This window comes from Gordonia zhaorongruii, assembly GCF_007559005.1.
GTDB classification, from domain to species: domain Bacteria; phylum Actinomycetota; class Actinomycetes; order Mycobacteriales; family Mycobacteriaceae; genus Gordonia; species Gordonia zhaorongruii.
In genome coordinates this window covers 1,376,600-1,390,649 of the sequence record NZ_CP041763.1, presented here as the reverse complement: position 1 = coordinate 1,390,649, position 14,050 = coordinate 1,376,600, and the positions used below count along the sequence as shown (strand labels likewise).

Below are 14,050 nucleotides of genomic sequence, written 5' to 3'. Positions count from 1 at the left end.
ATCGGGCGGCCAGGACTCCGCAGAGATCAATTCTCACCGCACCCTTTCTCACGACTTTTAGGAGTACGTCTCATGGCACTGCTGACCATCGGCGACCAGTTCCCGGCCTACAACCTGACCGCTGTCATCGGCGGCGACCTGTCCAAGGTCGACGCACAGCAGCCTGATGACTACTTCACCACCGTCACCTCGGACGACCATGCGGGCAAGTGGCGCGTCGTGTTCTTCTGGCCGAAGGACTTCACCTTCGTCTGCCCCACCGAGATCGCCGCGTTCGGCAAGCTGAACGACGAGTTCGCCGATCGCGACGCCCAGGTGCTCGGCGCCTCGGTCGACAACGAGTTCGTGCACTTCCAGTGGCGCGCACAGCACGAGGACCTGAAGACCCTCCCCTTCCCGATGCTCTCCGACCTCAAGCGTGAGCTCGTCGAGGCCACCGGCGTCCTGAATGCCGACGGAGTCGCCGACCGCGCGACCTTCATCATCGACCCGAACAACGAAGTGCAGTTCGCGTCGGTCACCGCGGGCTCGGTCGGCCGCAACGTGGACGAGGTCCTCCGCGTCCTCGACGCTCTCCAGTCCGACGAGCTGTGCGCCTGCAACTGGAAGAAGGGCGATCCGACCATCGACGCCGCCGAGCTGATGTCCGCCTGATCTCAGGCATCTGACACCCGTCTTACCGACATCATCGAAGGAAGTTCCACGTGAGCATCGACAACCTGAAGGGCGCACTCCCCGAGTACGCCAAGGACCTGAAGCTGAACCTCGGATCGATCAGCCGCACCACCGTGCTGGATGACGAGCAGCTGTGGGGCTCGCTGCTGGCCACCGCCGCCGCGACCCGCAACGCCACCGTGCTGCGCGAGATCGCCGACGAGGCCGCCGACAACCTGTCCGCAGAGGCGTACAACGCCGCACTCGGCGCCGCTTCGATCATGGGCATGAACAACGTGTTCTACCGTGGTCGCGGTTTCCTCGGCGGCAAGTACGACGACCTGCGACCCGGTCTGCGGATGAACATCATCGGCAACCCGGGCGTCGAGAAGGCCACTTTCGAGCTGTGGTCGCTCGCGGTGTCCGCGGTCAACGGCTGTGAGCACTGCGTCGGAGCCCACGAGAACGTCGTCCGCGAAGCCGGACTGGACCGCGAGAAGGTGTTCGAAGCATTGAAGGTCGCCTCGATCGTGGCAGGCGTCGGCCAGGCTGTCACCGCCGCCGAGGCTCTCGCCTGATCTGTTCTCCTCTGCAGCCCTTGCAGTAGACGCAGAGAATCAGTTGTGCCCCCGCCGGATTCCGGTGGGGGCACAACTGCGATAGATGGTCAGGCCGTATGGATCACAGCTCGTTGAGCGCCTTCGTGAAGCGGTCGGCCATCTCCCCGATCTCCTCGGTGGTCATCACGAACGCCGGCGAGATCTGCAGTGCACCCTGGCCCGCTGCACGCGACGAGACACCGTGCTCGCGGAGCCTCGCGATGGCGGGCATCGCGTTGCTCGGATCCGCGAGCTGCACGGCGGTCACCGCTCCGGTACCGGTGCGAACCTCGGAGACGGTTTCGAGCTCAGTCAGCGGCGAGAACGCCTGCGCCAGATCGGCTTCCACGCGATTCGCCTCGTCGAGCAGACCTTCGCGCTCGATGATGTCGAGGTTGGTCAGCGCTGCCGCCGCCGAGACGTTGTGCCCGCCGTACGTGTAACCGTGCCGCCACCAGGTGCCACCTGCGAAGAACGGCTCAGCGACCTTCGGCGCGACGATCAGCGCGCCCATCGGCACGTAGCCGCTCGTGAGGCCCTTGGCGGTGGTCATCATGTCCGGCTGCAGATCGAAGCGGCCCGATGCGAACCACTCGTTGGCTGCGATGCGACCGAATCCGGTGACCACCTCGTCGGCGACGAACAGGATGTCGTGCTCGCGGCAGATGTCGCGGACCTCGCGAAGGTAGCCCTCGGGCGGAAGGTAGACGCCGCCAGCACCGATGATGGGTTCAGCGAAGAACGCCGCTATGTTGTCAGCGCCGACTCGTTCGATCAGCCCGAGGAGCGACTTCGCGTCGTCCCAGTCGATGGTCTCGGTGTCGGGGAGCAACTCGCCGTAGCCTTCGCCGTTCGCCGGGATCCCGGCCAGCGAAGTACCCGCAGCGTGCATGCCGTGGTACGCCTTCGTCCGTCCGACGACGATCTTCTTCGTCGGTCTGCCCTGCTCCACCCAGTAGCGACGGGCCAGTTTGAAGGCGCTGTCGACGGAGTCGCTGCCGCCCATGGTGAACATCACCTTGGAGCCGGGCACCGGGGAGATCGCCGCCACCCGCTCCGCGAGCTCGAGCGTGACGTCGGATGCGAAGTCACCGAAGTTCGAGTAGTGAGCGATGGTCGATGCCTGCTTGGCGATGGCCTCGGCCATCTCCGTCCGGCCGTGCCCGATGTTCGTGAACCACAGACCCGCGGTGGCGTCGATGTACTCGTTGCCCTTGTCGTCGTAGATTCGGGTGCCGTCGCCGCGCGTGATGACGAACGGGCCACTCTGCGTGACCGCACCCATGTCTGCAAAACCGTGCCAAAGAGAACCCATGATTCAAATATCGCACGACCACCCGGTCCATCGCTCGCCGGTACCGTGAACCAGGCAACCGGCCGCACCTCCCGCCACAACCGGACACCGGATCCGGCCGTAGAATCAGATACATCATGTCGTTGACCATCTCCTACCCACCCGAGCTTCCCGTCAGCGCCCGCCGGGAGGACATCGCCGAGGCGATCCGCGATCACCAGGTGGTCGTCATCGCGGGCGAGACCGGGTCCGGCAAGACGACACAGCTGCCGAAGATCTGCGCCGAACTCGGCCGTACCTCGATCGCGCACACACAGCCGCGACGAATCGCCGCGACGTCAGTCGCCCGGCGCATCGCGGACGAGACGAAGACCCAGATCGGCGACGCGGTCGGGTACCAGGTCCGCTTCTCCGACAAGAGTTCGAAGAGCACGCAGATCAAGGTGATGACCGACGGCATCCTGCTGCGCGCGATCACCACCGATCCCCTGCTCCGCGGGTACGACACGATCATCATCGACGAAGCCCACGAGCGCAGCCTCAACATCGACTTCCTGCTCGGCTACCTCAAACGCCTGCTCCCGCAACGGCCCGACCTGAAGCTCGTCATCACGTCGGCGACCATCGAGCCCGATCGGTTCGCCCGTCACTTCGCCGGCGCCGACGAGGCCGTGCCGATCATCGAGGTGTCGGGACGCACCTATCCCGTCGAGATCCGCTACCGTCCCCCGGCCACCGATGACGAGGACCACGCGGACCTGGATCAGATCGCGGCGATCGACTCCGCGGTCGGCGAATTGTGGTCGGGCGGGCGCGGAGACATCCTGGTCTTCCTGCCTACCGAGCGCGATATCCGCGATACCGCTGATGCCCTCAAGCGTCGGACGGACGCCGAGGTAGTGCCGCTCTTCGCACGGTTGTCCGTCGCCGAGCAGCACCGGGTGTTCAGCCCGTCGGACGGCAGGCGCATCGTCCTGGCCACCAACGTCGCCGAGACATCGCTGACGGTCCCGGGCATCCGGTACGTGATCGATGCGGGTACCGCCCGCATCTCGCGATACTCCACACGTACCAAGGTGACTCGGCTGCCGATCGAGAAGGTGTCGCAGGCCAGCGCCCGCCAGCGGGCCGGCCGCTGCGGACGTGTTGCCCCGGGCGTGGCCATCCGGCTTTACGCGGAAGACGACTTCGACGCCCGTCCCGAGTACACCGATCCCGAGATTCTGCGCAGCAACCTGGCGGCGGTCATCCTCTCGATGCTGTCGCTGCGGCTCGGCGACGTCGCCGACTTCCCGTTCGTTCAGCCCCCGGAGTCCCGGGCCATCCGCGACGGCATGGCACTCCTCTCCGAGCTGGGGGCGGTCACCGATACCGATTCGGCGACCGCCCGCCTCACACCCGTGGGCAAGACGCTCGCCCGACTGCCCGTCGACCCACGACTCGGCCGGATGCTCGTCGCGGGTCACGAGAACGGATGTCTCGACCACCTGCTCGTCATCACCTCGGCGCTCGCCCTCCCCGACGTTCGCGAGTTCCCACCGGACAAGCGCGAGGCGGCGACCACCGCACACAAGCGCCATGCCGTCGCCGGATCGGAGTTCCTCGGTCAGCTCCAGTTGTGGAAGTACCTGCAGGAACAACGGGACGAACTGTCGGGCAACCAGTTCCGGCGGCAATGCGAGCGCGAGTTCATCCACTATCTGCGTGTGCGCGAATGGCTCGATCTGCACCGTCAGCTGAAGCGAACCGTCCGGGACCTCGACTGGCAGGTACCGGCCACCGAGGCCGATCCAGCCGCCGTGCACAAATCAGTCCTCACCGGCCTGCTCACCAATATCGGTGCGCGGCAGGGTGACACCCGTGATTACCTCGGTGCGCGGGGCACCAAGTTCGCGCTCTTTCCCGGATCCTTCCTCGCTTCCAAGCCACCGGCCTTCGTGATGGCCGCCGACCTCACCGAGACATCGCGCCTGTTCGCGCACACCGTCGCCGCGATCGACCCGGAATGGGTCGAGACGGCTGCAGGCGATCTGGTCACCCGGACCTACAGCGAACCGCACTGGTCGACTCGTCGAGGCGCCGTCATGGCCTACGAACGCGTCACCCTCCTCGGGGTGCCGCTGGTGGCTCAGCGTCGCGTCCATTACGGGCCGATAGACCCCAGGACCTCCCGCGAGATATTCATCACCGAGGCGCTCGTCGGCGGGCGATGGCGCAGCCGTCACGCCTTCGTCAAGCACAACGCGGCCCTGATGCGCGAGGCGGAGGAGCTCGAGCATCGAGCCAGGCGACGCGATGTGGGCCTCGCCGACACCGAGCTCTTCGACTTCTACGACGCCCGCGTACCGGCGAAGGTCGTCTCCGCTCGCCACTTCGATTCCTGGTGGAAGAAGGCCGGTCGCACAGACCCATCACTGCTCGATCTCTCGCCGGAGATGTTCGTCGCCGACGACGCACCCGATGCAGCGGACTTCCCGCCCGCATGGCAACAGGGCGAGACCCGTCTCGAGCTGCGCTACCACTTCGCCCCCGGCGCACCCGATGACGGCGTCACCGTCATCGTTCCCCGCCCGCTGCTCGATCACATCCACGACGGCGGCTTCGACTGGCTGGTACCGGGTCTGCGGTCCGAACTGGCGACCGCACTGATCAAGTCGCTGCCGAAGGGACTGCGGAAATCGATGTCTCCGGCCCAGCGGTACGCCGATCTGGCCGTCGAGCAGATGTCTGCCCGGACCGAGCCGCTCGTCCCCGCGCTCGCGCGCGAGCTCTCCGCGATCACCCGAACCACTCTGGGGCCGCGCGACTTCCGGCCCGACACGCTTGCGCCGCATCTGCGCATGCATTTCGCCGTGACCGATGACGCGGGTGCCGTCATCGCCCGATCGGACCGGCTCGGGGATCTTCGCCGCCAGTTCGCTGCGCCGGGATCGGGCCCCCGGCGCAGCGAACAGCAGACATTCACTGCGTGGACCACCGACGGCATCGGCACGCTCGAGTCCGAGCGCGTGCAGACACTTGCCGGCCAGCAGGTCACCCGCTACCCGGCACTCTCGGTGGTACCGGGCCGTGGAGTCCGCGTCGTCACAGTCGCCACCGCAGCCGCACGTGATGCCGGCGTCGCGGCCGGTGTGACCGAGCTGCTCATGCTGTCCGTAACTCCTCCTAGCCGGAGGATCGCATCGTCACTGCCTCCCGCCCGCAAGCTGGCCCTGAGCCAGAGCCCCTACCGAGACGTCGACGCGCTGCTCGCCGACTGCGGTCGCCGCGCCGCCCTGGATGCGCTCGGCCGTGAATCGGGGCTCGGCGATGTCCGAAGCCCCGCGGACTTCGACGCACTGTCGGCACGCACCGCGCCCGCGATCCGGGCGGCGGCCCCCGACTACTTCGACGATGCGGTCTCGGCGCTCGCGGAGTACTCGGCGGTGCGACAGGCCATCGACGCCCACAGTGGGACCCTCGCCGCCGACGACGTTGCGGACCAGGTGGCGAACTTGATATTCGACGGCTTCGTCGCGGCGACGCCGGGCCCGCAGCTCCGCGCGCTCTCCCGTTATCTCGCCGCCGCGGGTGCGCGACTCGACGCTCTTTCCGCCGCGCCCGCACGCGATAATCAGGGAATCGCCGCGGTCGACCGCGTCGTCGCCGCCTGGAACCAACGACTGGCACAGGTCCCCGAGGCCAGACAGGATTCGCTCAGCGAGATGGTGCAGTGGCAGCTCGAGGAACTTCGGGTCAGTCTCTTCGCCCAGCAGCTGGGCACGGCCGGGCCGATATCCGAGAAACGGCTCCTCCGGGCGATCGAGAAGTTCTAGACGCGATCCCGGCGCAGATCGTCGATCTCGTTCTGGAAATCGTCCGCGGACTCGAAAGACTTGTATACCGAGGCGAAACGCAAGTACGCGACTTGGTCCAGATCGCGGAGCGGTCCGAGTATCGCGAGTCCGACCTCATTGCTGGGGATCTCCGCCGAACCGGAGCCACGGACTGCGTCCTCCACGCGCGACGCGAGCTGCGCCAACGCATCCTCGTCGACGTGCCGCCCCTGACATGCGCGGCGAACGCCCTTCATGACCTTCTCTCGGCTGAAGGGCTCGGTCACGCCGTTGCGTTTGACCACCGATAGCACGGCGGTCTCCACGGTGCTGAATCGACGGCCGCACTCGGCGCACGACCGACGGCGGCGGATCGCCAGGCCGTCATCTGCGACGCGGGAATCCACTACTCGGGTGTCGTCGTTCTTGCAGAACGGGCAGCGCATTCCACGACACTACCTGCGCCCGATATGGGCCCCATTGGCGGACCGTCTCAACCGAATGCGGGAGCCACCAGCGGCTGACTGATCCGCAGCCCCGCGTTCTCCAGTCCGTTCAGCTTTCGCAACTGCTGCACCACACCGGCCTCTGGAAGGTGCGGCGCTACCCGACGAGCGACGTCGGTCAGCGACTCACCGGAGCGGACGTGCACGACCTGCGTGGCCGCGGGCACGTTCGGGGTCGCCGCATCCTGGTAGTTCGATCCCACGATCGCCAGCACCCACACCACCCCGGCGAGAACGCCACCGAGGAGCAGTGCACCGACAGCCCGTCGACGACGGATCACGCCCTCGATGTTCGAACGGCTGCGATCGGCACGCGGTGGCGTCGAACGGAGCTGTTCGGCCTCATCCGATCGGGCTGTCCGGCGCCGTGCGGAGCCCTCCGCCGGCACCGGACGGACGGCGATACTGCCCCGGGCACGCCGGGGATCACGACCCGTCGGGCGGCAGACCGCGATCCGGTCGTCGGCGGTCCGGCTCGCGCTAACACGACGTTCGACAACGGGTACATCGCAGGTCATGGCCGTTATCTGGGTACGTTCCGGGCCGCGGAGAACCCGGTCTGCGGTACGCGGCGCCAGTGCTTGACTCATCAGAGACTCCCATTCGATCGCTTGTTCGAAGAACCTTTGTTCGATAGTAAACACCACGGCTCCGACAAAGTCAGCAACACGTCGAACAATTGTTTGAGTTCTGTGATCTATTCGACTAATCTGGGGACCAGATCGGACACCGATGTTCGAACGCGAATAGCACGACCGAGGAAGGACTGACGATGGCCGATACGCCCGATCCCCTGCTCTCGACTGCGACGCTGGAGGCGTCGCTGACACAGCGTCAGCGGGAGGTGCTCGAGGTCATCCGCAAGTCGGTTCGCGAGCGCGGATACCCGCCGAGCATCCGCGAGATCGGCGAATCCGTCGGACTCACGTCCACCTCGTCGGTGGCGCACCAATTGCGCACCTTGGAGCGTCGCGGACTCCTCAAGCGCGATCCGCACCGTCCACGAGCGGTCAATGTGCGCGACGACAGCAGGACCCCGCCCGCAGACAGTGATGCCGAGTCGCTCCCGACCCCGACTTTCGTGCCGGTACTCGGCCGTATCGCCGCCGGTGGTCCGATTCTCGCCGAGCAGGCGGTCGAAGAGGTCTTCCCGATGCCGAAGGAACTCGTCGGCGAGGGGTCGCTCTTCATGCTCCGCGTCGTCGGCGAGTCCATGGTCGACGCGGCGATCTGCGACGGCGACTGGGTCGTGGTGCGTCAGCAGAACGTCGCCGAGAACGGCGACATCGTCGCGGCCATGATCGATGGCGAGGCGACCGTCAAGACCTTCAAGCGCAAGGACGGCCACGTCTGGCTGATGCCGCACAACGAGCACTTCGAGCCGATCCCGGGTGACGACGCAGCCGTCCTCGGCAAGGTGGTGACCGTCCTCCGGCGGATCTAACTTCCGAGCACTGCGCGTGCCGCGTCCCGCGCGGCCGATGCACCGGATGCCGCGAGAGCCGCACGAGCGGCCTCGCGGCATTGTTCTCCGGTGGTCCCACTGAGCCGGAGGCCGACCGCGGGCGTTGCGGCGGGAGCGGCCGACAGCGACCGCACACCGAGTCCGACGAGCACGCAGGCCAGCAACGGATCGGCGGCCGCCTCTCCGCACACGCCGACGGGCTTGCCGAGCCGGGCCCCGGCCCTGCCGACGATGTCGATGAGCGCCAGCACCGCTGGCTGCCACGGATCGGTGAGCCCGGCGAGCTCGGGAGACATTCGGTCGGCGGCCATCGTGTACTGGGTGAGATCGTTCGTCCCGATCGACACGAAATCGACCTCGGCGAGGATCGCCTCGGCCATGATCGCCGCCGACGGCACCTCCACCATCACCCCGGGCACGAGCCCACGAGCGCGGACCTGTGCGGCGAACTCTCGCGCCTCCGCCACCGTCGCGATCATCGGCGCCATCACCCAGGGGATCGATTCCGACCCCTGCGCCGCCGCTGCGAGAGCGTCGAGCTGACCGTCCCGGACCTCTGGATGCGTTGCGACGATCCGGTTTCCGCGCACCCCCATCGCGGGGTTGGGCTCGTCGGGATGCGAGACGAATCGGAGCGGCTTATCCGATCCGGCGTCCAACGTGCGGATCACCACCTTCGATCCGGCGAACGCGTCGACGACCTCCCGGTACAGCCCGGTCTGCTCCTCGAGGGTCGGCTCCTGCTCGCGATCGAGGAAGGCGAGCTCGGTCCGGAAGAGACCGACCCCCTCGGTCTGCCCCTGAGCTGCGGCGCGCGCAGAGGCACCGTCTGCGACATTCGCCAGGATCGCGATCGCCTCACCGTCTGCCGTGCGGCCCGGACCACGCCACGCCGCGATCGCCTTCGCCGTCTCCTTCGCCTCCGCCACGGCTGTGGCGATGAGCTGCTCGTCAGGCGAAGCACCGATGGCACCCGCGGCACCGTCCACGAATCCGAGTGCACCGGTGGGAATCTCCTCGAGACCGGATACCGCAACCACACACGGAATGCCGAGCTGCCTGGCGATGATCGCCGTGTGGCTACTCGGGCCGCCGAGCCGCATCGCGAGGCCCACGACGAGCAACGGATCGAGCCCGGCCGTGTCCGCAGGGGCCAGGTCGTCCGCACAGAGAATCGACGGGACCTCCGGCGTCGGGATTCCGGGCTCGGGAAGTCCCAGAAGCTCGGCGATCACCCGGTCGCGTACGTCGCGGAGATCGGTGACACGCTCCGCCATCAGACCACCGAGCTTGGTGAACAACTCGACGAACTGCTCCGTGGCCGCCGCGGCCGCGGCAGGCGCCGGCGTCCCCGCCGCGATCAGTTTGGATGCCGCTCCGATCCATCCCCGGTCACGCGCGAGACCCGCAGTGGCGGTGAGGACCTCAGCCGAGACTCCCGTACTCCTTGAGGCACGGCCTGCGAGTCGATCGCCGACCGCACCCGCCGCCTCGACGAACCGCCGAGCCTCCTGATCCCGCTGATCCGCCGCGACCTCAGGCGCCGACGTGTCGAACGACGGCCTGTCGCCTGCGCGGATGATCGGTCCGTACGCGAGTCCGCCGACCACCGGCGTGCCGGTGACCACCACGTCGGCCCCGAAGGGATTGGCTCCAGAAGGATTGAGTTGCGACATGTGAGACAGATTACAAGAAATACTTGACTAAGCCACCCCAAACGGGTCTAAATAAAGGCTGATTGCAATTGATCCCACATCAATCAACATTCGATGTGCCCGATCACTCCGGGAGAACAGAGCAGAGAGCCGACACGATGTACGCAGATGAGCGCCAACGAGCGATCGCGAACGATGTCCGTGGCCGCGGCCGCGTATCGGTCAACGATCTGGCAGAGCGCTTCACCGTCACCGGGGAGACGGTCCGACGCGATCTCGCCGTTCTGCAGCGGTCGGGGCTCCTGACTCGTGTTCACGGAGGAGCCGTTCGGCCGGATCTGGCCACCGTGGTCGACGAACTCGACCTCGCTTCCCGTGAAGCCGCCCGCAGTGCCGAGAAGCGCGCGATCGGTCGAGCCGCTCAGCAGTTCGTTCCCGACTCCGGAGGCGCCGTGCTCTTCGACGCGGGCAGCACCACTTTCCAGGCGGCCGAGGCGCTCCCCGGCGATGCGCACCTGCACGTGGTCACCAACAGCGTCCCGATCGCCTCGTCACTCACCGGCCTGGCGCGCTCGACCGTCATCCTGGTCGGCGGCAGGCTCCGTCCGAAGACCCAGGCAGCCGTCGGCACCGACACCGTGCAGGCGCTCCGCAGGCTGCACGTGAGTGTCGGGTTCATCGGCGCCAACGGGCTGACCACCGATCACGGCCTGTCCACCCCCGACCCCGACGAGGCCGCCACTAAACGCGCGATGATCGCGGCATGCGACCGGGTCGTCGTCCTCGCCGATTCGACCAAGCTCAATCGTCAGGAACTCGTCGGATTCGGCGAGATCGACGACGTCGACGTCCTGATCACCGACGATGGGATCGACCCCGTCTTCACCGAAGCCCTCAACAACCACGACGTCGAGGTGGTTGTCGCATGATCGTCACAGTCACCGCGAACCCGAGCATAGATCGCACCGCCGAGATCGACGGCCCCCTCCGACCGGGAGGCGTGCACCGGACATTGCGAACCCACGATCAGCCGGGCGGCAAGGGAGTGAACGTCTCCCGGGTCGTCGCCGCAGCCGGCCTGGACACGCTCGCAGTGATACCGGCCCGAGCGGGCGACCCCTTCCTCGCTCATCTGGACCGGGCGGGTCTCCCCCACGCGGCCCTCGACGTGCACGGTGACGTGCGCGTGAACTTGACGATCGCCGACCCGGACGGCATCACGACGAAGGTGAACGCGCCTGGCGCGACGCTCGGCGAAGCGGCGGCAGCCGCCCTGACGGATGCCGTCCTTGCGCGTGCCGCCGGCGCCGACTGGATAGCGCTGTGCGGCTCGTTGCCGCCCGGACTTCCCGAGTCCTGGTATGCGGACCTGGTGGGTCGGCTCTCGGACGCTGGGATCGCCGTCGCGGTGGACACCTCGGGACCGCCGTTGCGGTGGGTGGCGGGTGCACGGCCTGGACTGATGAAGCCCAATGCCGAGGAACTCGCAGAGCTCACCGGTGCGGACCCGGCGGAACTGGAGTCGGCGGCGACGAACGGTGACCCGTCCGCGGCCGCTGAAGCGACCGCTGATCTCGCCGCGACGACCGGCGGCGCGATCCTGACGACGCTCGGTGCCGCGGGCGCGCTGCTCGCCGACTCCGGCGGTGTCTGGTTCGCCACCGCCCCGAAGGTCCGCGTCCGCAGCACCGTCGGAGCCGGCGACTCGTCACTGGCCGGCTATCTGATCGCGCACCGCCGCGGCACCGACCCCGCCGACCGGCTCCGCAGCGCGGTCGCCTACGGCTCAGCGGCGGCCGCCCTGCACGGCACCACTCCCCCGACACCCGACCTTCTGGACCAGGCGGGAGCAACCGTCACCAGACTCCTGTGAACACCCGATCACCCAGCTCCGCATCACGCCGACCCGATAGTCCGTCCGACGAAGAGGCACACGTCATGTCCCAACCGATAATCGCGCCGAACCTGGTGCTCCTCGACACCGATGCAGGCCACGACGCAGAAGCCGTCATCCGCCGCCTCGCCGGTCTCGTCGGCGACGACGGTCGCACCGACGACCCGACCGACCTGATCGACGGGGCACTGACCCGCGAGTCGAGTTCACCGACCGGTCTCCCCGGCGGCATAGCCATCCCGCACGCCCGCGCTGAGTCGGTGACGACGGCGACCCTCGCCATGGCGAGGTTGTCCCGACCCGTCGACTTCGGAGCGAACGACGGACCCGCTGACATCGTGTTCCTGATCGCCGCCCCTGCCGGTGCGGGCAGCGAGCACATGAAGGTCCTGAGCGCGTTGGCCCGGGCTCTCGTGCGCCCGGAGTTCGTGCAGAGTCTCCGTGACGCCGAGAGCGACGTGGCCGTCGTCGACCTCGTCACCGACGCGGTGGCCCCGAAGGGCACGAAAGCCGCAGATACTAAGGCTGCGGAGACGCCAGCGAATGGGACACCGGCGACAGGGACAGCAGCGACCGGGACACCGGCTGCCGCACCGATGACCGGGGCCGCCTCCCGCCGCACGTCCGTCCTCGCCATCACCGCCTGCCCGACCGGGATCGCGCACACGTACATGGCCGCCGATGCACTCAAGCTGGCCGCCGAGCGAGCCGACGTCGATTTCGCGGTAGAGACCCAGGGATCGAGCGGGACCACTCCGTTCACCGACCAGGAACTCGCGGACGCCGATGCGGTGATCTTCGCCTCCGATGTCGGGGTGAAGGGCCGGGAGCGGTTCGCCGGAAAACCGCTCGTGGAGTCGGGCGTCAAGCGCGCGATCAACCAACCGGACACGATGATCACCGAAGCCGTATCGGCCGCGAGCGATCCGAACACACGAACCGTCTCGGCGCACGATGCCGACGACGCCGGGGCCCGTGACGCATCGTCCGCCGACGCGGGCGCCGGACTCGGCAGCCGACTCAAGCAGGCGTTGCTGACCGGTGTCAGTTACATGATCCCGTTCGTCGCGGCGGGCGGCCTCCTGATGGCGCTCGGCTTCCTCATCGCGGGCTACGAGATCGGCAACAGCGATCTCTCCCCCGACATGTCGAACGGCGCGTACGTCGCACTCAACAACAGCTTGTGGGACCTGCCGGCCGGTGGACTCAGTCAGTACATCGGCGGCGTCAGTTTCGCCATCGGCTCCACCGCGATGGGCTTGATGGTGGCCGTGCTCGCCGGCTACATCGCGTACGCGATCGCCGATCGGCCGGGACTGGCGCCCGGTTTCACCGCCGGCGTCATCGCGGTGACCGTCAACTCGGGCTTCATCGGCGGACTCGTCGGCGGTCTGATCGCCGGCGTGGTCGCCCTCTGGCTCTCCAAGTTGCCGCTCCCGAAGTGGGCGCGCGGGTTGCAGCCGGTGGTGATCATCCCGTTGGTGGGCACGCTCATCGTCGGCGTGGTCATGTTCATGCTGCTCGCCGGACCGCTCTCCTGGGTCAACACCACCCTCGAGGACCAATTGAACTCGATGTCCGGCAGCTCGAAGATCGTTCTCGGCATAGTCATCGGCCTGATGATGTGCTTCGACCTCGGCGGCCCGGTGAACAAGGCCGCATACGCAGTCGGCGTCGCGGGCCTGGGCACTGCCGGTGCGAGTGTCGGCCAGTGGGAGTTCATGGCCGCCGTCATGGGCGCAGGCATGGTTCCGCCGCTCGCTCTCGCCCTCGCGACTCTGCTGCGCCCGAGCCTGTTCACCGAGCCTGAGCGGGAGAACGGCAAGGCAGCTTGGCTGCTTGGTGCATCGTTCATCTCCGAAGGTGCGATCCCGTTCGCCGCCGCCGACCCGCTGCGGGTGATCCCGTCGATGATGCTCGGCGGTGCGGTCACAGGTGGTCTGTCGATGGCGCTCGGCACGGAGCTCCGCGCACCGCACGGCGGCGTGTTCGTGCTGTTCGCCATGAACGGAACGTGGTGGAAGTTCCTGATCGCTATCGTCGTGGGAACAGTGGTCGCGGCCGTAGCCGTGATCGCCGCCAAGCAGGTGCGCCCCCGCACCGCAGAAGGAGAAGAGGCGGAGGAAGGATCATCCGCACCGGCCGCCGCCTGAGCGTCGCCCGATCCG

The 14,050-nt window shown here is 67.5% G+C and carries 11 protein-coding genes; 7 read left to right on the top strand and 4 right to left on the bottom strand.

Going from position 1 to position 14,050, the window contains the following annotated elements; all coding sequences use genetic code 11:
- Positions 1 to 72: 72 nt before the first annotated feature.
- Together FO044_RS06405 and ahpD are read left to right on the top strand one after the other, a co-directional pair.
- Positions 73 to 654, top strand: a complete 582-nt coding sequence (locus FO044_RS06405; protein WP_132993552.1) for a peroxiredoxin — start codon at positions 73 to 75, stop codon at positions 652 to 654.
- A 50-nt stretch (positions 655 to 704) separates the two neighbouring features.
- Positions 705 to 1,232, top strand: coding sequence for an alkylhydroperoxidase, AhpD family (gene ahpD, locus FO044_RS06400; protein ID WP_132993553.1), 528 nt, complete (start codon positions 705 to 707; stop codon positions 1,230 to 1,232).
- A 103-nt stretch (positions 1,233 to 1,335) separates the two neighbouring features.
- Here the strand turns inward: ahpD and FO044_RS06395 are convergent, their stop codons facing one another.
- Positions 1,336 to 2,568 carry an aminotransferase family protein gene (locus tag FO044_RS06395; protein WP_132993554.1) on the bottom strand — a complete coding sequence of 411 codons (1,233 nt, stop codon included), beginning with the start codon at positions 2,566 to 2,568 and terminating at the stop codon, positions 1,336 to 1,338.
- A 116-nt stretch (positions 2,569 to 2,684) separates the two neighbouring features.
- Here FO044_RS06395 and hrpA point away from each other — a divergent pair, with 116 nt between their 5' ends.
- The gene (hrpA, locus tag FO044_RS06390; RefSeq protein ID WP_143965436.1) at positions 2,685 to 6,362 is read left to right on the top strand and encodes an ATP-dependent RNA helicase HrpA; all 3,678 of its coding nucleotides are present in this window, start codon (positions 2,685 to 2,687) and stop codon (positions 6,360 to 6,362) included.
- Here the strand turns inward: hrpA and nrdR are convergent.
- Together nrdR and FO044_RS15030 are read right to left on the bottom strand one after the other, a co-directional pair.
- On the bottom strand, positions 6,359 to 6,808 hold the full coding sequence (gene nrdR / locus FO044_RS06385; RefSeq protein WP_132993556.1) for a transcriptional regulator NrdR: 450 nt from the start codon (positions 6,806 to 6,808) through the stop codon (positions 6,359 to 6,361). The genes hrpA and nrdR overlap by 4 nt on opposite strands.
- 47 nt (positions 6,809 to 6,855) lie before the next feature.
- The gene (locus FO044_RS15030; protein ID WP_244945796.1) at positions 6,856 to 7,458 is read right to left on the bottom strand and encodes a LysM peptidoglycan-binding domain-containing protein; all 603 of its coding nucleotides are present in this window, start codon (positions 7,456 to 7,458) and stop codon (positions 6,856 to 6,858) included.
- Between the two features lie 182 nt (positions 7,459 to 7,640).
- On the opposite strand from FO044_RS15030, the gene lexA reads away from it, so the two are divergent.
- On the top strand, positions 7,641 to 8,312 hold the full coding sequence (lexA, locus tag FO044_RS06375; RefSeq protein ID WP_132993558.1) for a transcriptional repressor LexA: 672 nt from the start codon (positions 7,641 to 7,643) through the stop codon (positions 8,310 to 8,312).
- Here the strand turns inward: lexA and FO044_RS06370 are convergent.
- A complete protein-coding gene (locus tag FO044_RS06370) occupies positions 8,309 to 10,009 on the bottom strand; it encodes a phosphoenolpyruvate--protein phosphotransferase (RefSeq protein WP_132993559.1) in 1,701 nt (566 codons plus the stop codon). The two genes, lexA and FO044_RS06370, sit on opposite strands and share 4 nt — an antisense overlap.
- 137 nt (positions 10,010 to 10,146) lie before the next feature.
- On the opposite strand from FO044_RS06370, the gene FO044_RS06365 reads away from it, so the two are divergent.
- From FO044_RS06365 to FO044_RS06355, 3 genes are all read left to right on the top strand, one after another.
- The gene (locus tag FO044_RS06365; protein ID WP_132993560.1) at positions 10,147 to 10,917 is read left to right on the top strand and encodes a DeoR/GlpR family DNA-binding transcription regulator; all 771 of its coding nucleotides are present in this window, start codon (positions 10,147 to 10,149) and stop codon (positions 10,915 to 10,917) included.
- Complete coding sequence (locus FO044_RS06360) at positions 10,914 to 11,861, top strand: 1-phosphofructokinase family hexose kinase (RefSeq protein ID WP_132993561.1); 948 nt, start codon at positions 10,914 to 10,916, stop codon at positions 11,859 to 11,861. The genes FO044_RS06365 and FO044_RS06360 overlap by 4 nt, the downstream gene beginning before the upstream one ends.
- Positions 11,862 to 11,926: 65 nt before the next feature.
- Entirely contained in the window at positions 11,927 to 14,035 is a 2,109-nt protein-coding gene (locus FO044_RS06355) for a PTS fructose transporter subunit IIABC (RefSeq protein WP_132993562.1), read from the top strand.
- Positions 14,036 to 14,050 lie beyond the last annotated feature (15 nt).

What these genes read in the sequence shown, in the direction of transcription:
- FO044_RS06405 (WP_132993552.1), top strand. Translation starts at nt 73, where the DNA reads ATGGCACTGCTGACCATCGGCGACCAGTTCCCGGCCTACAACCTGACC.
- FO044_RS06395 (WP_132993554.1), bottom strand. Translation starts at nt 2,568, where the DNA reads ATGGGTTCTCTTTGGCACGGTTTTGCAGACATGGGTGCGGTCACGCAG.
- hrpA (WP_143965436.1), top strand. Translation starts at nt 2,685, where the DNA reads ATGTCGTTGACCATCTCCTACCCACCCGAGCTTCCCGTCAGCGCCCGC.
- nrdR (WP_132993556.1), bottom strand. Translation starts at nt 6,808, where the DNA reads ATGCGCTGCCCGTTCTGCAAGAACGACGACACCCGAGTAGTGGATTCC.
- FO044_RS15030 (WP_244945796.1), bottom strand. Translation starts at nt 7,458, where the DNA reads ATGAGTCAAGCACTGGCGCCGCGTACCGCAGACCGGGTTCTCCGCGGC.
- lexA (WP_132993558.1), top strand. Translation starts at nt 7,641, where the DNA reads ATGGCCGATACGCCCGATCCCCTGCTCTCGACTGCGACGCTGGAGGCG.
- FO044_RS06370 (WP_132993559.1), bottom strand. Translation starts at nt 10,009, where the DNA reads ATGTCGCAACTCAATCCTTCTGGAGCCAATCCCTTCGGGGCCGACGTG.
- FO044_RS06365 (WP_132993560.1), top strand. Translation starts at nt 10,147, where the DNA reads ATGTACGCAGATGAGCGCCAACGAGCGATCGCGAACGATGTCCGTGGC.
- FO044_RS06360 (WP_132993561.1), top strand. Translation starts at nt 10,914, where the DNA reads ATGATCGTCACAGTCACCGCGAACCCGAGCATAGATCGCACCGCCGAG.
- FO044_RS06355 (WP_132993562.1), top strand. Translation starts at nt 11,927, where the DNA reads ATGTCCCAACCGATAATCGCGCCGAACCTGGTGCTCCTCGACACCGAT.